At 57.5% G+C, this 22325-nt stretch carries 19 protein-coding genes, 1 pseudogene and 1 other annotated feature; of the genes and pseudogenes, 11 read left to right on the top strand and 9 right to left on the bottom strand.

The genetic code is table 11. The annotated features are described in order from the left end of the window. The first annotated feature begins 567 nt into the window (after positions 1-567). Entirely contained in the window at positions 568-3558 is a 2991-nt protein-coding gene (locus ACK8OE_RS18905) for a Tn3 family transposase (RefSeq protein WP_410273886.1), read from the top strand. An 18-nt stretch (positions 3559-3576) separates the two neighbouring features. Here ACK8OE_RS18905 and ACK8OE_RS18900 read toward each other — a convergent pair whose 3' ends face one another. Together ACK8OE_RS18900 and ACK8OE_RS18895 are read right to left on the bottom strand one after the other, a co-directional pair. After that, positions 3577-4614, bottom strand: coding sequence for a Y-family DNA polymerase (locus ACK8OE_RS18900; protein ID WP_410273885.1), 1038 nt, complete (start codon positions 4612-4614; stop codon positions 3577-3579). Beyond that, complete coding sequence (locus tag ACK8OE_RS18895; protein WP_410273884.1) at positions 4529-5278, bottom strand: ImuA family protein; 750 nt, start codon at positions 5276-5278, stop codon at positions 4529-4531. The genes ACK8OE_RS18900 and ACK8OE_RS18895 overlap by 86 nt, the downstream gene beginning before the upstream one ends. Positions 5279-5723: 445 nt before the next feature. Here ACK8OE_RS18895 and ACK8OE_RS18890 point away from each other — a divergent pair, with 445 nt between their 5' ends. Both ACK8OE_RS18890 and ACK8OE_RS18885 read left to right on the top strand, forming a co-directional pair. After that, positions 5724-6833, top strand: a complete 1110-nt coding sequence (locus ACK8OE_RS18890; RefSeq protein WP_410273883.1) for a hypothetical protein — start codon at positions 5724-5726, stop codon at positions 6831-6833. Positions 6834-6848: 15 nt separating this feature from the next. Continuing rightward, a protein-coding gene (locus ACK8OE_RS18885; protein WP_410273882.1) for an IS3 family transposase occupies positions 6849-8077 on the top strand; the annotation gives its coding sequence in 2 pieces (ribosomal slippage) (positions 6849-7140 and positions 7140-8077; 1230 coding nt in all). Then, positions 7130-7246, top strand: a sequence feature (AL1L pseudoknot). It overlaps the preceding gene by 117 nt. A 172-nt stretch (positions 8078-8249) precedes the next feature. On the opposite strand, the gene ACK8OE_RS18880 is transcribed toward ACK8OE_RS18885, so the two are convergent. Then, entirely contained in the window at positions 8250-9059 is an 810-nt protein-coding gene (locus ACK8OE_RS18880; protein WP_410273881.1) for a DeoR/GlpR family DNA-binding transcription regulator, read from the bottom strand. Between the two features lie 206 nt (positions 9060-9265). Between ACK8OE_RS18880 and ACK8OE_RS18875 the strand changes: the two genes are divergently transcribed. Then, a complete protein-coding gene (locus tag ACK8OE_RS18875; protein ID WP_410273880.1) occupies positions 9266-9967 on the top strand; it encodes an SOS response-associated peptidase in 702 nt (233 codons plus the stop codon). Then, positions 9967-10401 (top strand): DUF1810 domain-containing protein, encoded by a 435-nt coding sequence (locus ACK8OE_RS18870; RefSeq protein WP_410273879.1) that lies wholly within the window; start codon positions 9967-9969, stop codon positions 10399-10401. The genes ACK8OE_RS18875 and ACK8OE_RS18870 overlap by 1 nt, the downstream gene beginning before the upstream one ends. A gap of 29 nt (positions 10402-10430) precedes the next feature. Here the strand turns inward: ACK8OE_RS18870 and ACK8OE_RS18865 are convergent, their stop codons facing one another. Next, positions 10431-10862, bottom strand: a complete 432-nt coding sequence (locus ACK8OE_RS18865) for a helix-turn-helix domain-containing protein (RefSeq protein WP_410273878.1) — start codon at positions 10860-10862, stop codon at positions 10431-10433. A 208-nt stretch (positions 10863-11070) separates the two neighbouring features. Between ACK8OE_RS18865 and ACK8OE_RS18860 the strand changes: the two genes are divergently transcribed. Continuing rightward, positions 11071-11271 carry a hypothetical protein gene (locus ACK8OE_RS18860; protein ID WP_410273877.1) on the top strand — a complete coding sequence of 67 codons (201 nt, stop codon included), beginning with the start codon at positions 11071-11073 and terminating at the stop codon, positions 11269-11271. Positions 11272-11352: 81 nt separating this feature from the next. Next, positions 11353-11628, top strand: coding sequence for an HU family DNA-binding protein (locus ACK8OE_RS18855; RefSeq protein WP_410273888.1), 276 nt, complete (start codon positions 11353-11355; stop codon positions 11626-11628). Positions 11629-11757: 129 nt separating this feature from the next. On the opposite strand, the pseudogene ACK8OE_RS18850 reads toward ACK8OE_RS18855, so the two are convergent. The 3 genes and pseudogenes from ACK8OE_RS18850 to ACK8OE_RS18840 form a co-directional block, all read right to left on the bottom strand. Next, a pseudogene (locus ACK8OE_RS18850) lies at positions 11758-12129 on the bottom strand (MucR family transcriptional regulator); the annotation flags it as partial. 195 nt (positions 12130-12324) lie between these two features. Continuing rightward, positions 12325-12546, bottom strand: a complete 222-nt coding sequence (locus ACK8OE_RS18845) for a hypothetical protein (RefSeq protein WP_410273876.1) — start codon at positions 12544-12546, stop codon at positions 12325-12327. 94 nt (positions 12547-12640) lie between these two features. After that, the gene (locus ACK8OE_RS18840; RefSeq protein WP_410273875.1) at positions 12641-13420 is read right to left on the bottom strand and encodes a hypothetical protein; all 780 of its coding nucleotides are present in this window, start codon (positions 13418-13420) and stop codon (positions 12641-12643) included. Between the two features lie 745 nt (positions 13421-14165). On the opposite strand from ACK8OE_RS18840, the gene ACK8OE_RS18835 reads away from it, so the two are divergent. The 4 genes from ACK8OE_RS18835 to ACK8OE_RS18820 all read left to right on the top strand — a co-directional run bounded on the left by ACK8OE_RS18835 (position 14166) and on the right by ACK8OE_RS18820 (position 17545). Continuing rightward, positions 14166-14780, top strand: a complete 615-nt coding sequence (locus ACK8OE_RS18835) for a GntR family transcriptional regulator (RefSeq protein WP_410273874.1) — start codon at positions 14166-14168, stop codon at positions 14778-14780. Positions 14781-14928: 148 nt separating this feature from the next. Further along, a complete protein-coding gene (locus tag ACK8OE_RS18830) occupies positions 14929-15081 on the top strand; it encodes a hypothetical protein (RefSeq protein ID WP_410273873.1) in 153 nt (50 codons plus the stop codon). A 54-nt stretch (positions 15082-15135) separates the two neighbouring features. After that, on the top strand, positions 15136-15786 hold the full coding sequence (locus tag ACK8OE_RS18825; protein WP_410273872.1) for a lasso peptide biosynthesis B2 protein: 651 nt from the start codon (positions 15136-15138) through the stop codon (positions 15784-15786). Position 15787: 1 nt separating this feature from the next. After that, complete coding sequence (locus tag ACK8OE_RS18820) at positions 15788-17545, top strand: asparagine synthase-related protein (RefSeq protein WP_410273871.1); 1758 nt, start codon at positions 15788-15790, stop codon at positions 17543-17545. Between the two features lie 5 nt (positions 17546-17550). Here ACK8OE_RS18820 and ACK8OE_RS18815 read toward each other — a convergent pair whose 3' ends face one another. Both ACK8OE_RS18815 and ACK8OE_RS18810 read right to left on the bottom strand, forming a co-directional pair. Beyond that, positions 17551-19548, bottom strand: coding sequence for an Atxe2 family lasso peptide isopeptidase (locus tag ACK8OE_RS18815; protein ID WP_410273870.1), 1998 nt, complete (start codon positions 19546-19548; stop codon positions 17551-17553). Positions 19549-19640: 92 nt separating this feature from the next. After that, the gene (locus ACK8OE_RS18810) at positions 19641-22202 is read right to left on the bottom strand and encodes a TonB-dependent receptor domain-containing protein (protein ID WP_410273869.1); all 2562 of its coding nucleotides are present in this window, start codon (positions 22200-22202) and stop codon (positions 19641-19643) included. Positions 22203-22325: the final 123 nt, after the last annotated feature.

Here is a 22325-nt window from a genome sequence, read left to right as displayed (position 1 = left end):
CGTCGGAGGCATAGGCGCGCAATGTGGCGGGCGCGTCCGCCGCATCCTGGTAGGCTTGCGATTTCGCTAGGGCCATCGCGACACGCGCGCTGGGCGGTTTTGGTTTTTCCTTATCCATAAAGCGCTTGATAGCACATATTACACGCGATAACGATCCTTATCACGTGTAATATGAAGCAGAATTTCGCTCAGTATCTTCACTTTTTCTGATGATTGGATGTTTATCTCGGCCTGTTCACATATCGCATGTAAATAACGACCCCGAAGCCGAAAACCACGGCCATGATGATGCCGTTGAGAGTGACTCCGTTATCTCCGATTGTTGCTGGAAACTGAAAAACCCTAGCTGCCGGCATACCCAATAGACAGCCGCCTAAGGCAAAAGCAATAATCAGAGCGGTTCTAAAAAACACACCTTTGTCAATCATTCAGCACCCTTGCCCTTAGCAAGGTACGTTTGGCAATGTGCGGCTGGGGGTCAACTTGGACGTTCTGTCTTTCTCGCCTTTATGCTCTGTTGATTGCCGACACTGGGATCAAAAATCTGCATAAATCTCGGAGAGTTCTATGCCCAAACAGCTCTTGTTTTCGGATGACCAGGTGACAATCTTATATGGGCCCGCTGTTTCGCATCCCGATTTGATCCGTTATTATACATTGTCCGCTGCAGACATGGGCCTAATAAGGCGCTGCCGGGATAATCATAACCGTCTCGGCTTCGCGGTTATGCTTTGTTACCTCAGATACCCCGGGCGCCCATTGCGTTCCGAAGAGAGTCCACCAGTAGAGACAATCGAGTTCATCGCCGCCCAGATAGACAGCCTGCCAACCGATTTCGACCATTATCTGGAACAGACGCGTCGGCGTCATAGCGCTCAGCTCCAGGAGGCCATGAACCTACGACCGTTTGGGGCAATACCAGCCCAGAAAATCGAAGATTGGCTCGTCCCTCATGCTCTTGAAAACGATCAGCTCAATCACCTTGCAACCCTAGCACTGGGAGAATGTAGGCTGCGGCGAATAATAGTGCCGCCGATCGGCAGTCTTCAGCGCATTTGCCTTCGCGCCCGAGTGCGCGCCCGACGAGACACACATCGGGCGATGACCGCCGGACTAAGCGCCAGCCAGAAATACCAACTCGACCAATTGACCAAGGCGAAAGAAGAAAACGGAGTGACGTGGCTGGCGTGGCTGCGCCAATTTCCCGAAAGCTCAAAGCCATCCGCGATGACGGCATTGATCGACCGACTGGACCATGTGAGGGGCATAAATCTCCCTTCATCGATTGCCGGTCAAGTGTCACTCGCCCGCCAGACCCAGATAGGGCGCGAGGGCCGCCGAACGACTGTCCAGCACATCGCGCGTTTCGAGCCGGAACGGCGGCACGCGACGCTCGTCCTGATTTGCACTGACCTAAAAACCCACCTGACCGACCAGGCTATCGAGTTGTTCGAGCGACTCATAGGGGCTATGTTTCGCAAGGCTCAGGGGCGGCATGACCGCGAATTCAAGGCCGACGGCCGGGCGATTAATGCAAAATTGAGGCTTCTCGTCGATGTAGGGAATGCCCTTGTCGCCGCGAAGGATGCCGGCGGTGATGCGTTCGACGCCATCGCTCAAGTGACCAGTTGGGAGCAATTCCGCCAAAACCTGGCTGAAGCCGAGCAGTTGTTGCGTCCCGCTGACTTTAATGCATTCGAAATTCTCGATCAGCAATACATCGGCATTCGGCGCTGGTCGCCTGCCTTCCTTGAAGCATTTGAATTCCTTGGCGTGGCCGCAGTCTCCCCTCTTCTCAAAGCAATAGATCTGATTAAGTCCCTTAATCGATCGGGCCGAGCTGGCCTACCTCAGGATGCCCCCACCTCATTCGTGCGTCGGCGCTGGCAGAAATATGTCCGGAGTGACGGCGTCTTGAACCGACGATATTACGAACTTTGCGTCCTGTCTGAACTTCGCGAGCGACTCCGCGCCGGCGACGTCTGGGTTAAAGGAAGCTCAACGTACAAAAGCTTTGAAGATCGCCTTGTCTCTCATGAGAGGCTGAATACGCTACGTACAAACAATAGCTTGCAAGTCAATGTTCAATCTGACTTCGGCGCTTTTCTTCAGGCACGCCGTGACCGTCTTCAGGAGCGGCTTACCCAGATCGAAGCTAAGGCCAAGAACGGCGATCTTACCGATGTAGCCATCGAAAAAGGCAATCTGAAAATCGCTCCGATCGAAAAGACGACGACCACCATCAGTGACGCCTTAATAAACCGCCTCTACGCACTTTTACCACGCATACGTATCACCGACCTCCTGTCCGAAGTGAATGAGTGGACAGTTTTTACAGACCATTTCACCCATGTCAGGACCGCGGACACGCCGAATAGCCCTCAGACGTTAATGGCGGCGTTGATCGCCGACGGCCTCAATCTGGGCCTCACTCGAATGGCCGAGGCCTGCGACGTAGCCAGTCTCGGGCAGTTGGCGTGGGTGTCTGACTGGCACATTCGTGAGGAAACGTACAATCTGGCCTTAAAACGGTTAGTGGCGGAACAGCAACGGCAGCCCTTGGCAGCGGCATTCGGGTCCGGAACATCCTCATCGTCGGATGGACAGTTTTTCCAGTCGACGGGATATGGCCGCGACTCCGGCCGGCTCAACGCCCATTACGGCCATAAGCCGGGCGTCAAATTCTACACGCACATCTCAGACCGTTACGCGCCGTTCTACACTAAGGTCATCGCCGCCACCGCCAGCGAGGCCCTTCATATTCTTGATGCCTTGCTGTCGCACCAGATCGAACCCGGGGTGACCCGCCACCACACAGATGGCGGCGGCGTTTCCGACCACGTATTCGCCCTATGTTCGCTCCTGGGGTTTCAATTTGCGCCACGGATACCCGATCTGAAAGACCGGCGCCTGTACGTGTTCGATAAGCCTAGAACTTACCCCACCCTCGAAAACCTTATCGCTGCGAAAATTGATATAGAGCTCATCGGCGCCCACTGGACGGAAATTCTTCGTGTCGCCGAGTCAATACGCTCCGGACAGGTCACCGCGTCGGTTATCATGCGCCAACTCGCCGCCTACCCGCGACAAAATGGCGTGGCCATGGCGCTGCGTGAATTTGGTCGGATGGAGCGGACGCTGTTCACTCTCGACTGGCTCGAAGATCCCCAGTTGCGGCGCCAAACCACGCAGGAGCTCAACAAGGGCGAAGCCAGAAACAGCCTTGCGCGCGCGGTCTTCCTTCACCGCCTCGGCGAAATCCGCGACCGCACCTATGAAAATCAACAGCATCGCGCCTCCGGGCTTAATCTTCTCGTGACGGCCATTATCCTCTGGAACACAAGGTATCTGGAAAAGGCTGTCGCGGAGCTGCGGGCGCATGGTGAGATTATTGATGACGCCATGCTGTCCCACCTCTCGCCGCTTGGCTGGGAACACATCAATCTTACCGGCGACTATATCTGGGGCCGCGAGAGAGAACAGGCCCGTCCCGTGGGTGAACTGCGTCCGTTGAGGACCTTGCAATCTCGGGCACGTATCATCAAGCCGGCGGCGTGATGTTCACCTTTTGTCTGCTTATGCTACAGATTTGAACGTTTGGTTAGTTCGGGCCACCATGCGCTCAATCCCGAAGCCCGGGTCGACCTGCTCGATCTTGGCGCAGAGCAGTTTCGACAACCGAACGTCGTCACGCACCGGCTTGCCCATGCGGACTTGGATGGCCTCCACCCGGCTATCGACGCGATGGAACCGCAGATCGAGTTGCAAGGCGCCCTCCCCTGCCTCTTCCAGTAACAGGCAAATCTCCTCAACGAGATGATCCGTGTACTTGGCGATGGTCTCCGGAGCACCGATAGGCTCGAAGAAGGCTTTGCTGACGAGGATCAGTTCCGGCGGTTCTATGGGTGATATGGGCTCGGCCATGCGACCGAAGGCCATGTCGATCTGTTGGAACAGGGCCTTCCCGAACCGCAGGGTCAGCGGCGCGCGCGGTTGCGACGCCAGTTCACCGATCCGGTCAAAACCCAGAACCAGCAGATCGTCTATGGTGTTCGCTGGCAGGCGCAGCGACCGCACCGGCAGATTCAGGATGGCGTCTGTGGTGCGGCCCGGCTCGATCAGGGTAATGTCCGTGGCGCAATAGCGCGCCAGCGCGTGCGACGCCCCCCAGGTGTCGGACAGAGCAGCGCGGGCGGTAATCGCCATGGCGGCCAGTTGCGAGAGAAGATCGTCGAGAACCGCGCGTTCGCCACCGAAGCGATGGCTGGCGCCAGCGATGTCAATCACCAACCCATCGCTACCATCGCTCATCACAAGGGGCGAATAACGCCGCAGTGCCCACAGCGCCAGATCATCGAGACCACGCAGGTCGGCATCTGGATCGGCGTCCATCAGCACCAGATCTTCAATCAGGGCCTGCGCCTTGGCCACCGGCATACCGATGCGGATGCCGAGCTTATAGGCGAAGTCATCGACGGCGTTCACGACGCGGCGGCGACCGTCAGACCCTTTCAGGGCTAGTGGCACGTCAGGAGACGGCGCGGCCCCACCCGGCAACCGACGCAAACGATCCGTCGGCCAGGTCGGCAGATATATCGAGATGACCCTGTTCATCGAACGCCTCTACTTCAAAGTCCGCGCAATCTCCTCCGCGCGCGCGCATCAATTCCAAAAACCAGCGGGCGCGGCCGACACCGCGCACGGGCAATTTTTCCGATTCAATCTCGGTCACCCGCCAGCGCGTCGACGCCGCCGTTGGCGTCCCGAAATCCCGTGCCTCGGTCTGCCGCCGCCAGCGCCGCAGTGCGATGCCCATGGTCCCCGAGGTTTCCGCCGCATAGTTCAGCCGCTGCGATGCCTTCAGGCTTAGATGGCCGATTTCCGCGACCACGGCCCCCAACCCACCATGGCGCAGGGCCTCCTCGAAACAGCCGAGGATCAGCTTTTCTTCCGAGCACTCGAAGAAGACGACCCGATCCTCGGATAGTCCGGATTGGGCTAAGGCCGGCGCAAAGAGGTCGGGCTGGCTGTGACACCACAGGACCGGCCCCCCGGCGCGTGCCGCTACGCCTGCCGCAAAAGCCGCCGCTGCCGCCCCATCGACGGCCCCGTTTGCGCCACCGGCCACTTCGTGCAAAGCGCCCCGGACGAGACCGCGTCGGGGCAGCTTGTCATCGATAACGTCAAGACCGAATGGCACAACGGCCCGATCGTGCGGGGCAATGCCGCCGAAACGCGCCTTGAGAGCTTGAAATCTGGACCGGCCATCGGGGGACATGACATCTTCGATCCTTTCTGGACGAATGAATATGTTCCCTTTTTGTTCGCAACGCCGCTGACTGTCAAGACACCCCCAGTGACAGAAGCCTGTGATAGCCTGTGATTCTGGATGAAGCAGTTCTCGAAAAGATCTGAGTCCGACGGGAGTTGGACGATTCTGGTCGGTTCAAAAAAATATTTTCAGTCGGCGCGCCGGGCTGGGCCTTAGCCCGGATAGACATTTTCATTGGGTCGTTACACGGTGTGATCGTGATATTACAAATAAACCGTTGCGATGTGCTGCGGTGCGGTGTAAAACTGGAGGTGTTCAGCGATTTTTCGCTGATGCCCTTCCTGGGCGTTTCCTCCCTGTAGACTTTAGCCGCGCCGAGATGCGCGGCTTTTTTTTGCCCGATCGATCCCCATCTTATGGACAAGCACAAATCGACAGTAAGGGGGACACTATGGATGTGCGCGTTGAGAATGGAGTGGCGCTATGCCCTTCCTGCAGCAAAATCCACAACTATAAAGAAGTTCACTACGTTGGCGGCATCAATGACCGCGGACATTGGCAGATCAAATGCGCTGGATGCGCAACTGAGTTTCTAGTCCGCGTCAAAAATCCGATGGAGTCGCATCGTGAGTTCGCAATAGTGGCATCGTTTGATGACGAAATAGACGAGGACCTTCCCGATCTTCCGTTTCCTGATCATTCAGTCAGGCATACTTTCCCGGAAAATGACTACGCCCCGGACTTCGATTACGAAGGGGTGTCCCTATATGTCTGCGAACATACCGGAGACGGGTTGGAACTGGCTGCACTGAAGGCGTTAACCGCCGAATTTAAGCGCATTTCCAACCAGCAAATGATCGCACACAACTTTCTTCTAGCCCACCGAACGTCCTCACAGCACTCGATCGTACATATCGACGTACCCTGCACTTGTGGTCATAACCACAAGGCGACCTTCTACATGGATTTGAAGCTCGGGATAGACGAGCAACCCACCCCCACAGATTATCTCCTTGCCGACATAACTGGCACCGGTCTGGTGGATCGTTTGACCGGAGTGCACTCTAAAAGTGACGCCATGGCGTTCCTGGCAAAGTTGCTGGCGCGCTGGCACCTTCTCCATGATCGGGTACTGATCGTCTCCCCTTTTGTGGGATATAGCCAACTCAGCGCGGAAAAACGTTACGAGATCTGGACATGGCTGTTAGAGCATTTGTCGCCTGACCGCGCAGTCCTTGTGACGCGGCCGGCTACTTTCACTGAGTTCAAGACCCTTGAAGGCGATTTTGCCCCGCCGTACGAACTTCTGCGAATGTTCGGCATGGAGAACAAACTAATCTCGGCGAACAACAAGCTTCATAAGTCGCATGCCAAATTCTATGCCGGGATCGGATCCGAGGGTGTGGAAGTCCTGAGTGGTTCAGCCAATCTGGTGCCAGGCCCCTCACTAGAAAACCTAAGTTTCGGCCGCTTCACACCGGCGAAGTGGCAATCGAATTATGAGTCAAAGCTTGGGATTGAACTGAACCGCCCCGGATTTGCCGGAGGCTCCAACTTCTGAGAAGATGGAGCTACCATGAGCAAAACGACGAACAAGTTTTCACCTGAAGTCCGCGAACGCGCTGTGCGGATGTTTCTCGATCATCAGGGTGATTACCCCTCCCGATGGTCAGCCCTGCTATCGATATCGGGTAAGATAGGCTGTACGGCGCAGACGTTGAACGAGTGGGTCAAGAAGACCGAAGTCGACAATGGTCAGCGTGCTGGCGTGTCGAGCGACATGAGCGAGAAGCTCAAGAAGCTTGAACGAGAGAACCGGGAGCTGCGGCAGGCCAACGAGATCCTGCGCAAAGCCAGCGCATATTTCGCCCAGGCGGAGCTCGACCGCCCATTCAAGCGATGATCGCCTTTCTTGACGATCACAAGGATACATACGGGGTCGAGCCGATCTGCAGAGTCCTGCCAATCGCCCCATCCACATATCACGCACACGTTGCCTGCCGCCGAGATCCGGAGCGCCTGTCAGCAAGGGCTCGCCGGGATATCGAGCTCAAGCCCGAGGTGGCGCGTGTATTTACCGAAAACTATGAAGTCTATGGCGTCCGTAAAGTCTGGAGACAGATGAAGCGTGAGGGATATGGTGTCGCCAGATGCACTGTCGAACGGTTGATGCGGTCCTTGGGCTTGCAAGGTGTCATCCGCGGAAAGCCCGTTCGTACAACGGTTTCTGATAAGGCGGCGCCGTGTCCACTGGATCATGTAAACCGGCAGTTTCGCGCGCCGGCACCGAACTGTCTTTGGGTTTCAGACTTTACCTACGTGGCCACATGGCAAGGCTTCGTCTACGTGGCTTTCGTAATTGACACCTTTGCGCGCCGCATCGTCGGCTGGCGCGTCAGCAGAACGGCACATGCCAGTTTCGTACTGGACGCGCTCGAACAGGCCATACATCAGCGCCAGCCTGCCCACCGCGGCGGGCTCGTGCACCATAGCGATCGGGGCAGCCAATATATTTCAATCAAATACACCGAACGTCTGGCGGAAGCCGGGATTGAACCCTCTGTAGGAAGTGTCGGCGACTCCTACGACAACGCCCTGGCTGAAACCATCAACGGGCTCTACAAGGCCGAGGTCATTCACAAGCGAGGACCCTGGCGAAACTTCGAGGCCGTCGAGTTCGCAACGCTTGAGTGGGTGGATTGCTTCAATCACCGAAGGCTACTTGAACCCATTGGCAACATCCCGCCAGCCGAGGCCGAACAACTCTACTACGCTGCCCTCGACACTTTAGAATTGGCCGCGTAACTTAAACCAATGAGCCTCCGGCAAATCCGGGGCGGTTCAAACTGCCTGCCATCACACCTCAACCGGCATGGTTTCTGTGCACGTACTTCGACACCACAAAAGGCCACTGGACGACGGAAGAACGATCGGGGAGTCGCCTCCCTTCGCCACCGAGCCAGAGTTAGCTTTAGCATTACTTCTGGGTGATGATCTGCACCTCTATACCGGCGCCTTGCAGCCACGTAAGCGCGTCGGGATTAATGCCGTCATCGGTGAACAAAACGTCGATGTCTGTGAGGGGGCATACGGATAAGGCGCTTGGTGCGTCTATTTTAGAGGAGTCGGCCAAGACAATCACCTTCTCAGCCCGTTCTATGAGGCGTCGTTCAGACTGAACCAGCAGTGTGTCGGATTGCATAAGGCCGTTTCGGGTCAGCGACTGACAGCCGATGAAAATGGCTTCCGCCGAAAAGCTACGCAGAAGGCTGTCCTCGTAGGGGTTGAGAACGATGCGCTGCTCCCTAAACAGCTCCCCGCCCGGTACCGTGATTCGCACCCGCGACCGCTCCAGCAATTCATGCAGGATGGGGATAGAGGGTGTGAGCACGTTGTAGGCCTCGTCACCCATTGCGGCGGCGAAGGCATGCGTGGTTGAGCCGCCGTCGATTATGATCGACATGTTAGGGCGTAAGTATTTCAGCGCGGCTCGACCGATTGCGCGCTTAGCCGCTGCATTGATAACAGCCGCATCGGTGAAGAGTGCCTGCCCGCTCAGCCGCCCCGAAGCTATGCTCTGTCCTTCCCCCTTCGCGAAAGTGTCAGAACCCGACGGCATCGCCCCTCCCCGTACCCGGATGAGATGGCCAAGATCATGAAGCTCATTGAGGTCACGACGTATGGTTGCTGGAGACACGCCGAGCTTTTCCGTCAGGGTATCAACGGGTGTCACGGCATTCGGAGCCAGTTCAGCGAGAACCCGCTTCCATCTATCCTGCAAATGCATAAGGCACTCTCAATAAACATATTTATATTATCACATCATTTCAGGGTGCGACGACGTTTTCAAGAGCGCTGTTGTTCGCATACAAAAATCGCGTGTCAGTTCGCGCTTGTGCAGAGATGCGACCCAATCCTTCCGAAAACCTTTCAGCCCAAGGCTTGGCAAAGCTCCGGGATTGGGTCACTCTGTGAAACGCAGGAGCGCGCCCGATGTGTAACCTCTACTCAATGACATCGAACCAGCAGGCCATTGCGGCCCTGGCCCGCATCCTTAAGCCGGTCACAACCAACCTGCCGCTGTTCGAATATATCGGTGGCAACGGCTTCGGACCTATCGTGCGCAATACGCTCGAGGGCCGCGAATTGGCGATGTGCCGTTGGGGCATGCCTTCGCCCGCAGGCGCACTCAAAGGCAAGAACTACGATTCCGGTGTCACAAACATTCGCTACACGACCAAGCCCTATTGGAAGCCCTGGCTGACGGACGTGCACGCCCGCTGCCTCGTACCGTTCACCTCGTTTTCAGAACCCGATCAGGCCACGGGCAGCAACATCATTCACTGGTTTGCCGAAAGCGCCGAGCGCCCTTTGATGTTCTTCGCCGGCATCTGGACGCCTGCCGTCACCTCCGTGCGCCTCGTCCGCGAGGGGCCCACGACGAACGATCTCTATGGATTTCTCACGACCGACGCCAACACCGAGGTCAAGGCGATCCACCCAAAGGCTATGCCCGTCATTCTTCGAACCGAAGCCGAGCGCGAACTCTGGATGACAGGCACTTGGGAAGAGGTGCAACACCTGCAACGCCCGCTTCCCGATGGTAGCCTGACCGTCGTCGCCACTGGTCGGCGCAAAGACGGTACGCATCTCGATGAGGGCACTATCGTTCCCGCACAGGCCTCTCTACTCTGATGTCTGGTGATCCCTTCCGCCTCCAGAGATTTGTTGACGCCCAGACCCCGGTACTCGATCAGGTGACTTCGGAACTCGCTGCAGGACGCAAACGCACCCACTGGATGTGGTACATTTTTCCGCAATTGGGTGGCTTGGGCTATTCCGTCATGGCCAAACATTTTGGAATCGCCGGTCTGCCCGAGGCGCAGGCCTATCTGGCGCACCCCATTCTGTCCGAACACTTGCAGAGGTGTACGCAACTGGCCATAGATGCGCCGACAGCCACCCTCAATGCGCTATTCGGGTCACCCGATGACCTGAAATTCAAGTCATCGATGACTCTATTCGACATTGCTGCCAATGGTCAGGCGTTCATCTTCCAAGAAGCACTCGATAGATGGTGCGGGGGTGCAGCCGACGAACGAACCCTAGCACTCTTGGCAAAAGCGTAGCCGTCGCCTTGTACTACGCGCACACCCCATCAGATATCAGCGGCCATGTCATCTTCTGCAAGCGCCGTTACAAGGTCGAGGATCTTCTTACGCTGCTTAAGGGATGAGATGCGCGGGAAAGCGGCCGCCAGTTCGATGCCCTCTGCCGTCAGAAGAAAGGCGTTCGCCGCCTCTTCCTGGCTGGAACGGACCTCATCATCGGTCTCGTATCCGTCACCTACAACGCCCTCAAAAAAGTAGGCGACTGGAACCTTTAGCGCTTTTGCCGTTTCAAACAGCTTGGACGCACTGATGCGGTTAGCGCCCCGCTCGTATTTTTGGACCTGCTGAAACGTTAGACCCAAGGCCTCGGCCAGTTGCTGCTGGCTGAAGCTCAGGAACTTCCGGCGCATGCGTACCCGCGCGCCGACATGAACGTCGATTGGATTGGGCGTATGCTCAGTTGAACCAGCATCAAACATGTCGAAATCTCTTCCTGAATCTCACGGCACGATGAACCGACGGCAACTTGCCAAGTCGGTTTGTCCGTAGACGGATGGTGTGAACCCTATTAGTGGCGAGGTGAAGGCAATACGTGTGCCGCGATAATATGTAGCGGTAAGGTTGAATTAACCAAATTTCCCCATAACGCAATTATACCAATTTCGTAACCGATGAGTAGCGTAAAATATGACCCGTCAGGATCGTGCCCTAAATGCCGTATTCGGCCAAATCGAACTTCTCGAATCCCTGGCAATTGCCGGTGGGGACGAGGTTCTGGCCGGCGAATTACGGAACTCCATGATGGCGGCTCTTGAACGCTACTGCGACCGTCAGCGCGAAAAACTGGAAATCGAGCTGCTGGTCCCGGGCCCGCAAACGGCTGCCTGATCTCAAATACGGTCTCAGCTACGCTTGTCGGAGAGGACGATTCAGCGCATTTTCACCGCCAATTGGAAATGGAGAGAATTTATGAACACGTCCGATTTGGTTGAGAAGATTGCCAGCGAGCATGGCGTAACCAAGACGGCGGCGAAGGCGATCGTTGAGAGCGTTTTCGGCGCGATCACCGAAGCCGCTGTTCTTGGGCAAGAAGTGAACTTCCCTGCCTTTGGCAAATTCAAGGTCCAGACGAAAGCGGCTCGCGAAGGTCGGAACCCAGCCACCGGCGCGACGATTCAGATCGCTGCCTCGAAAAAGCTGGTGTTCCAACCGGGAAAGTCGGTCAAAGATCGCTTGAACGCTTAACCGGCTACAAACGGAGAGACGGAAAACCGCGTCTCTCCGTCTTATCTCGCGCGGGTTAGCCTTCGCCTTGGCCCGTCGTCCGGCTTTCACCGGCGCAGGCTTCTGTCGCCCACCTTGACCTAAGCCAGACTGCTTGGCCAATGCCGAACGCGCCGCCGCATAAGAAGGGGCCACCATGGGGTAATCCTTCGGCAGGTTCCATTTGGCGCGGTACTCTTCAGGCGTCATATCATATTTGGTCGCCAGATGGCGCTTAAGCGACTTGAACTTTCGCCCATCCTCCAGACAGGTAATGAAGTCGTCCGAGATCGATTTCTTAATCGACACGGCTGGCGCCTTCTTCTGTTCCTCAACCTTCGCTGAATCCTGAGAAAGCCCGTTCAAGGCGTCAAAAACATTCCGGATCAGGTTCGGTACATCTGCCGCTGAGACAGAGTTATTGCCCACATAGGCCGAAACGATCGCAACGACATTTTCGGTAGTCTCAGATTTTTGTTCCACGCACCGGTCCTTGGCAAAGCGCAGGCCCTCGGCCCGCACAACTAAGGCGAGCCATATACGAACTTGCTCAGCCGGTCAAAACAAGCGGTCGAATTGACTTTTCATGCGAATTAGCGAGCATCGGGAAGGCCTGCCGCGGAGAGGCGCGCAGGCACAAGGGCTCATCCGTACGGTTCCGGTCGGCGGATGGGCCCGCTAAATACGCACAACCACAAGATCTACCATCTCCCGTCCGCCGATAGCGGTCGGGTGGGAGCGTGCGAAGTAGCCCTTGCCTTGCGCGAAATCTTCCAGTTCTTTGGCCTGCCAACTCCAACTTTCTAAACTGACGTCTTCACTGCGTGCGCATGCGTAATCGCCAGCTATCCCGTTATTGATGGCCTGCCTTAGATCCTGCAATGTCACGTCTTTAGGCATTTGCCATCCATCCTACACTGGATATCTTACCACTGCGGCAAGCTGCCAGCCATCTCTTTCCCCAATTGCCACATCCAAAACGGGCGCGTACCCATCAGGCGACAATTAGCTGGCCTTGAAGCTCCCGAAGTTTGCTGGCGATTTCAGTAAGGGCTTGTGCGGCGAGGAAAACGCTCATCTCCCCGTCCCGGACCATTATCAGCATATCCCGAACAAAACGCGGCACATCCGGGTCGGCGCCGGCATCCATATGTTTGAGGATTTCCGTCCGTACATCTTCAGCACGTGAGGGATTGGCCGCGAATTTTAAGATGGCGGACGTATAGACGTCGTCGACCTCAAAGGGTTCCCCGCTCATAGAGGTCACCCGAACATAGGCCATCCCAATCTTAAAGCCTTCGAACATTGTCCAGCCCGTTCGGGCATCGCCAAGCGTCATCGGTACATCCCGATAGGCCAGACCCGCAAACGACTCGAACTCCGATTCAAATATCCCGATGGACAAGCAGAGTGCGGCGAAGTCCTTACGCGAAATATGCAGAGATAGCTTCTCATCAATCTCCTCCTGCGCGATGTGCAAGGCGCGATTGAGGCGCTGAACGATCTGGACGGAAGGCGTGAAGACCAGGATGTTATCGAGCTTGCGGGCAGAGGCTGGTGCCGGATTCGGAGCCAGAACGATCGTCAATCGATTTACGGGGTCCATATCCCGCCACCCAGGCGTTGGGCGCATAGCTGATATTAGATATTGATCGACTCGAGGGTAGTTTAGGATTCTGACCTCTTGTCCGGGAAACGGCACTTCGCACTCGATCAAAAACGGGGCGATCGCGCGGCCCTGCTCATCCTCGATCCGATAAAGATTTGACATCATCACCTCCCTTATGTTCTATCTTTGTTCTCTTTGCGCGCGGAGTCAAGTCCGCGAGTCATAACGGTCGTGGAGAACTCAGATGAATATCGACGCCAGTTGGTCCCCTCCCCCCATGGTCAAGGATCTACCCCGCGACGGCCGTATAGAAATACGTTGTAAGGCCTGCGATCTGTCCTGGTCGGAGCCCGTCAGTGATCTCATCGAGCGTAAACTCGGGGCCATGTATATCGATCTTCTTGAGATGCAAACGCGGTGCCTTCACCCCGCATGCCGCAAACACGTGGCGTTTTCATGCGAGGCCACATCCGTCGTGAAGACGTTGAATCCTAGATCGCTGGTCAGACGGCCACAGCCGACAAGGCCAATCGGCACACGAGTGGCAGGTCATATTGATCTGTTCGGGCGAGATATGGTGCAGACGCATTCAATGCCGGCGCACCAGGTTCCGGGTATGTGAAATGCAAACGGGCGTCCCCAGAAGAGGACGCCCGTAATTCGCCACCGGATTCGAGGGGGGGGGGGGGATGATCCCGGCGGCTATCAAACCCTAACGAAGAATCAGGCCTGAAAATAGACCGCTATGGTCACAACTGAGTTACATACCACGGTTTTTGATAGCATCGTCTTGCGATATAAAATTTGTCACAATACCAATTACAGGTTGCTTTAACCTGACGTTCGCTTTCCCGCTCTCCGCCTTCCCAAGAGCGCACATTTAGCGTCCGTCCCATCGAGGGAGGCCGCCATGCGGGACTCAGTCAATGAACGTGTCTACGCCAGTGTAAAACGCGCGATCACGTCAGGCACAATCGTGCCTGGCATCCGGATCGACGCTTCGTTGCTGGCGTCGACCTTAAACTCCAGTCTGACGCCGGTGAGAATGGCCCTAAACCGTTTAGCCGGGGAAAGGCTGGTCGAGGTCCATGCGAACGAGGGCTTCTATATGCCGCGCGTCACAGAGCCTGGACTTCGAGACCTTTACGAATGGAACCTGCATCTCTCCCACACATCGTTGCGCGTGCGCCCCGACACCCCGCAACTGAAATTCGATCTTTCCGAACTCCGGGCGGTGGCCGCGAGCGATATCGTTTCTGCGACTGAGCTATTATTTTCCGCTATCGGACGACTATCCTCCAATGCCGAAATGATGATGGCGATCGCCGCGTGCAATGACCGGCTACGGGCCGTCAGACACCTGAAAAATGGGATGATCGCGGACCGGGAAAGCGAGCTGACCGAGCTGGCGGATTTGCTTGAGCGCGGTGATTTTGTCAGCCTTTCAAAGGCCCTCATCCCCTATCACAAAAAGCGCAAGGATACAGTGCCGTGGCTAGTGAAACGGCTGCATGACTTGCAATGAAAGCGCCCGGAAAATCTACGGAAAATCAAAGCCGAGTTTTCTGAAAACTATCTGGAAACTATCTAAAAACTCCCAAATTACCCCTGATTTTATTTGTTAGCCTCCTCTCGTCATGGATGATCATGACGTTCAAACGATGGAGACTATCATGTTCAAGATGCGTAACAGTGAAATGACTCCGATGCCCGCCGGGTTTGTCGCGCTGGGCGACGCGAAGGTGGAAACCAAGGGCGACATCGGCGAACAACCCGATGGCGTGCAGCTCCAGCAGTTCGATACCCCACGCGTCGCCGCGGAATAATCGAACGGACGGGGGGCTATCCTGGCCCCCCGTTTTCTATGCAAGGGGCACGAGATGACATACCGACTAACCCCCGCCTATGAGGCGTGCCTGTGCGACGGCCAGATCATTCTGCTTGACCTCAGCACCGACCGTTATTGGCTGGCTCCCCCAAGTCAGCTCGCCGCGCTGTGCGCCGTTCTCGACCCAGGCACACGCGGCGAGGTGAACACGTCCGACCTCCAAGATCTACTGCGCGCCAAAATTATCGAACCCTGCCGCGCATCGGATTTACCCGCACCATCCCTGCCGCCGGCGGATGGAGCACGACCCGCCTTTGTCACACACCTCTCGCTCACAGGCGTCATCCTTGCCTTGATGTATCAAGTGCGCGCCATTTGGCTGTTGCAGGTCCACAGTCTGGACTGGATACGCGATCACATACGCACCCAAAAGCACCCCACACGCTCCCACTCAGCGATGGCACTAGCCACCGTGCTGCAAAGCTTCGCGCAAAGCGAGCGCATCCTGCCCTCCACTGACAAATGCCTCCGCCGATCTCTGGCCTTACGGCTTTACCTCAAAGCGCACGGGATAGACGCGAAGCTGGTCGTCGCAGCGCGTTTACGCCCGTTCGGTGCGCATGCCTGGGTCCAGCAGGGTCCACACGTGCTGAACGATCATCTGGAACGGGTGCGGCCCTTCACGCCCCTGTTCGCAGCCTGACATGGCCAGTCGTTTTCTCGCCGTCTATGGCCCGCCTGCCGCCTTGGAAGGCTTCGCCGCAAATTTGAGCCTGAACGTCAAAGACATGGCGCTCACTTTCGAGAGCGACAGCCTTCTGTTCTTTACCAATGATGCGGTAAGAGCCATACCCCTGTCGTCTGGCCAAGGGGTGGTGTTCGGCCATGCATTTACGCGCACCTTGCCGCATCAAAAGGTGACGAACCTGCCCCCTGAGACAAGCTCGGATATCGTCAGAACCGATGGGCTGTCCCTGGTAAAGTCGGTATGGGGCGGTTACATCGCCTTCGTGCTCGGCGGTGCCCAAACGCGACTATGCGTTATCCGCGATCCGTCAGGAACCGTACCCTGTCTGATGGTTGGGAAACAGGCGCTCTGGATATTCGCCTCCGACCTTCATGCGCTCATCGACAATGGGCTCTATCAGCCCCGGATTGACTGGCAGAACCTTAAGCAGCATCTGCGCGTTCCCGATCTGAAAACCGGCCGCACCGCATTGTCCGGATGCCATGAGGTCTTACCCGGTGAACGGCTGGCGGTGCGCGAAGACGGCTTGCACAGGAGCTATGTCTGGAACCCTTGGGATTATACCGCACCGATCAATGCTGAAACCGAAGAGATTGCCGCGGCACTGACGGAAACCGTCACCCAAACAGTCAGAGCCTGGGCCGGTAGCTTCAACAACATTCTTCTCGGCGTCTCCGGTGGGCTAGACTCGTCGGTGCTGGCCGCCTGTCTGTCAGGGCAAGGCGCCACCTGGTCTGGCGTCACCTTCGCCACGAAGCATATTGACGGGGATGAACGGCCATTTGCTCAATTGCTGGCCCGCCATCTGGCATTCGACCTCTTTGAGCGTCATCACGAAGTAGACGAGGTCGATATAACGCTATCCGGTTCAGCGCATCTGCCGCTCCCTTCCGGACTGCCCTACGCGCAAAGCCACGATCACGCCAAACAGAAACTGGCGACGCAAAATGACTTCGACGCATTCTTTACGGGACAGGGCGGTGACAATGTATTCGGCTACATGATGTCAGCCATCCCCCTCATCGATCGGATGCGATCAAAGGGGCTAACGCCTGCGCTATGGGAGACATTCTGCGATCTCTGCACCTTAACTGAAAGCAGCTACTGGTCCGTCGGCAAAGCCGCCAACCGGGCATACCGAGACCGATTGCGTCCCTACACTTGGTCTGCTCGAGCCGTCTATCTTACGGACTTTAAGGAGCCCCCGAAACTTGAACACTTCTGGCTCGATGCCCCGCCCCAATCCCTGGCCGGAAAAGGCGTACATATCGCCAAGATCCTGCGTATTCTGAACACCGTTGACGGATACGACCGCAGGCACTTCGGGCCGCTGATAACACCATTGACGGCGCAGCCCATACTCGAGCTCGCGCTGAGTATTCCGACTTGGGAATGGTGTCGCACCGGCATCAATCGCATGCCGGTGCGTGACGCATTCAGACCTGCCTTACCTGCAGAATTGGTAGAACGCGTGTCTAAAGCCGGTCCGAACAGCTTTGCGTTCGAAGTGATCGAACGCAATGCCGTTCAGATGACGGACTTCCTGTGCGAGGGTAAGCTTGCGGCTCGCGGGCTCTTGGACGTGCGTGCCATCCGCGAAAGCCTTCAAACGCCACAGCTTATCCGCCCACCTCTTCATATCGATCTGATGCGGCTCTGCGAGGTCGAGGCTTGGGTCAGGCACTGGGATGGCCAGATGACCGCGAGCCCGTAAGCACCTCACCGCTTCACCTTTGTCAGTAGGCCACGCCAGCGGTCATACGTGTCGGCCTTTGACGGTTCCGGATCGACCTCGCCTTTTAGCCAGAAGCGAAACCAATCCGAAGACCGTTCATACAGGGCAGCGCGATGCGCTGGCTGCCACTTGACGTGGTGCTCCCCCTCGAACAGGTAGGCCTCCACAGGTTGCTCCAGTTCCTTCAGGGCCGTCAGCCCCTCAATAGCGCCAAGATACTCATCGTCGGACAACTGCACCAGCAGGGGCGAAGATAACTGAGCCGCATTTAGCCTTATCGACATGTCCTGCCAGTTTGCTGAGCGTTGCGTGTCCGTCATCGCGGGATACCCTATTCGTCGCAGCCATCGATTGACCACGAAGCCGGTCGTTGAAAGGGAGGCGACAGGGTCCTCACAACAATGGCTTAGCGCAAACGCCTGAAACTTATGGCTATTGACCATCGCAAACTGCGCCACAGACGCGCCATTGCTGAAACCGGTGAGCCCTACCCGCGACGCGTCTACGATCCTGGCGCGCACCAGTTGGTCAACGCCTGTCTCGATCGAAGACAACACATTGCGATAGTCGCTCCACCCTTCATGGCCGTACTGCGTGGCTGAAAAGCCTGTGCTTGCCCCTTTCACCGCGCCGTAAAGCGGGGGCCGCGAATAGACCAAAATCGCAAAGCCATGGGCGGCAAATAGCTGGACAGGGTAGTCGTCACCCGTACCGCCGCGAAGGAACCCGCGCGCATCGTAGCCGACAACGACGAGCGGCAGCCGTGAGTCACCCGTATAGCCCGGTGGCAACACCAGACGCCCGACGGTTTCGATACCCATCCCATTCTCCCACCGCAGAGATTGGACAGGACCTAACTGAATGGTAGAAAACTCGGGATTGGGATCGAAAAACGTATCGATGCGACCATTGTTCAGATCGATACGCGCAAGGGTCCGCGGCGAAACCGCCCCTTCCCGGGCGCAGACGAGTTGCTTGCCCGTCGACTGGCACCCCACCCAGCTGTCATCGGACTCGAATAGCCTGACCGGCGCCTCATGCCCCGGCGTCCAGCGATAAAGGGACAGGCCCAGTCCGGACCTGTCCTTCTGGAAATAGAACACATCACGACCGTCTTCCGACCACCAGAGTCCATACGCCCACTCACACCGCTCGCAAACAAAGGTCCGCTCAGCGATTTCGGCGGCCAGCCGCTTCGGCCCCGTCAGGCTCCCCGCGGTCTGCGCCGCAACCCTGACCCACCTATCTGAAGAATAGGACAAGGCCCGAATAGCCGATGACGCTTCAGGATGGGGCGGTGCGAACAAAGTTCCCGCCCGGTCGGCGACGTCGGCTGTGCGAAGCGCACCCGTCGGGAAGTTGAGCGCCAGCACCGCCGCCGGTTCACGGTTGCGCGCCAAAGGCTTAAGCGAAACAGCCGGATTGAAGCGATCATCGATCAGATAACCTGATCGATCCTCCGCCACTTCGCTCCCGTCCGTGGAGACGACCGGGCGAAATACCAGCGACCCGCCATCGGGTGCCAGATCGAATTGCTCTACATCATAACCAGAGGGCGAGACCGGTGTTGCCGGTTGGCCGTCAAGGGAGGCACGCCAGACACGCGTGCGTCCCGCATCACGCCTCAGATAGTAGACGGATCGGCCATCACGCGCCCAGACAGGCCGCACTACCTCGGCAAACCCGGCCTCACGGGGCACATAACCCTCCCCGCCCGTCCTGGCCTTGATAAATTCACCGCCCTCGTCTACCAGCCGCGGCGATTGTCGGCCATCAACCGATGCCACCACAATACCGATGCAATAGGTGTTGCGCGCAAGATCCGCCCGGCGCATCTGAAACGCGACCTTCGTCCCGTCGGGCGAGAGTGCCAGGATCGGCGCGTCCGGACGCCCGACCCCAAGAGGACCGATGTCGCGTAACTTAACCAGGTCCTCGGTCGCAAGCGCCCGCTTTTCCGTCGCCTGCGTTGAGACCGCCATCGGCAAAAGGTCTGAGCAGGACCCCGCATAAGCGGGGCCTGCCAGGCCGATGACAAGTGCGGCAACGCATCCGGCAAACCCGGCCCCGCCCCTCACCATGCCTTCACAATCGTCAGGCTGGCGAAGCGGCCCAAAATGGACGCATTGGTGCTGTCATAGGTCAGACCGGGATTGGTCGTGGCCGGGCTCAGCGCGATCGGCGGATTACGATCAAAGAGGTTCGACACGGACGCGACGACCTTGAGCCCGTCACCGAACACGCCTGGCCCTTCGAAGCGATAGGCCACAGATGCATCCATTGTCGTCCACGAGGCGATGCGTCGTTCGGGTTTCACGCCGGTATCGCGGATATCATCGACATAGTTGAGCGTCCCCGTCGCCGACCAGCGCGCCCGTCGCCACGAAGCTCCTGCCCGCGCTTTGACATCCGGCGCATTGAACAAGGTCCCCGATAGGGTTTGTTCGGGCGCGGCCGCAACGGTCTGTTGCTGAAGCGTAAGCCAGGTCGCATTGGCAAACAGGTCGATATCGTGGCGTCCCATCTGAACATTTTGACGATAACCCAGATCCACACCCCGAACGGTCTGGCTCGACGCATTCTGGTAGGTATTGTGCAGGATCGCCACCACCTTCGTCGGGTCATAGCTCCCTCCGGAATAGTTGTAGGTGATATCCGCACTGGCCAGAACTTCGGCCAGACGCGCAGACGACGGCGTCTCGACAAAGCTCGAATAGATGGGATCGCTCAGGCCCACGGCAAGGTTGGGAATCGGCTGAACGACGCGATCTGTGTAGTCGATACTAAAATAGGTGGTGGTGACTTTCAGGCCCGGCCAGCGGGCCGGCTTCCAGTCGGCGCCGAAGGTCCAGGATTCAGAGGTTTCGGGTGTCAATTCAGTCAGACCGCCGCTGGTGACCAGCGCCGTACCCGTCCCGCTGTAACCGAGGATATTGGCCTGATAGATTGCAACGATCGACGCCTGGTACATCTGGGTGAAGGATGGTGCCTTAAACGAGGTGCCCCACGACGCGCGCATCGTGACATCGGGCGTCGGCAACCAGCGCACACCCACCTTGGGATTGGTCGACTGCCCAAAGTCGCTGTAGTCTTCCGCACGGAAAGACACGTTCAGTTCCAGCGCATTCAGACCGGGCCGGTTTGAGGGCGACACCAGCGGGAATAGCGCTTCGCCGTAAAGATAGGCCACATCGCGGGTTGGCTCGATGTAGCTGGAACTCGGTGCACGGTTGTTGCGATAATCTTCGCGACGAAAACCGCCGCCGATGGCGGCCTTTACCGGTCCCGTCGGCAAGGTGAAAAGCGTTCCGTCGGCCGTCACCTCACCGTAACGCACGCTATTTTTACGCGACGTGAAACTAGCTGTCGCAAGTAAGGTGCCGCTCCAGGTGCTGTTACGGCTACCTGAAGCGGCCGCCGTGGCGCGCAGGTTCCAGTCACCCGGAAGACTGAATTCCAGCGCGCTGGCGATATTGTAGCTGGGAGTGAACACCTCCCCGACCGTTGGCGTTGTGGTCGCCGTCCGGCGCGAGCGCGTTGCCGATCGGCGCTCCGTGATCAGGGCATCCACGCTTAAGCGTGCATCGCCCCCGAAATCACGGCCGGCACTGACCAATAGGCTTTTACGCGTTTGCGGCCGCAACAACCAGTGATCGGCCGGTGCGGCTTTAGTGAAGTCGCGATCATCCGCGCGCACCGCGCCCTGTTCGGCATATTCAAGGTTGGCCAGCAAAAAGCTGTCCGCGCCCGTCCGCCCGCCCAAGGCGGTGAAGACTTTTTCGCTGGCGCCGCCTTGTGTCGCTGCCCCCGTGCGGGCCGAAACCTCCGCCCCTTCGAAATTGCGCCGCAGGACGAAGTTGACCACGCCTGCCACCGCATCGGAGCCGTAAATGGCCGAGGCCCCGTCCGTTACGATCTCGATCCTCTGGAGCGCAGACAAAGGGATCGCCGAGACATCCGCGCCCTGAAAGAAGCTGTCCCCGGACATGCGGCGACCATTGAACAGAACGAGCGTGCCGTCCGTGCCGACACCTCGCAGGTTTACCGTCGAGCCGTTGGTCAGGTTCTGATTGCCGATGCTCGCCGAACTCGCCCCTATAACCCCGGGGTTCTGGCCACCGGAAAAGCTCTCCGGCAGACTGCGGATAACATCGCCGACCTGTGAAAACCCGCTGTCTTCGATTTCGCGCCGCCCCATGACGCGCGCCGGTGATGTCGGATTGGCCCCTCGGATATTAGTCCCTGTCACGATAACTTCGACGACATCTTGGGTCGTGTCGTTATGGCTTTGCTCGGTGCTTTTGGACTTCACACGAAGCGAAATGGTCTTGTCCGTCACCCCGGCGATTTCGAGGTTGGTGCCTTCCAGCAGCTTGGCCAGTGCCGCCTCGCGGCTGAACTCGCCTTTAAGGGCCGGCGCATTGAACTTCGTCGCTTCATCGTAGGGGAATAGGAGCTGGATGCCCGCTTGTTTCGAGAATTCCAACAGGGCCTGAGCCGTATTCTTCGGTGCGATATTGAATAGGACTGGCTTTGTCTCGGCATGCCCGACACCTGCCCCTGCAAGCGTCAAGGCCAATGCAATGGCCACAGTTGAGCATCCACGCCGAAGCGCGTTGAACTTATTCTCGAACATGAATTATCCCCTTGGTGCCAGCCCCGTAATCGGGTTGCTTAGGGATGGACCAATGGTCAGCGGGAAATGTCCCACGTCCGCGATAAAAAAATTACAACGATATGACGAGTTGATGTCATCGCA

This window comes from Asticcacaulis sp. W401b (genome assembly GCF_046503825.1).
Lineage (GTDB): Bacteria > Pseudomonadota > Alphaproteobacteria > Caulobacterales > Caulobacteraceae > Asticcacaulis.
This window is presented reverse-complemented; position numbering and strand designations above follow the sequence as displayed.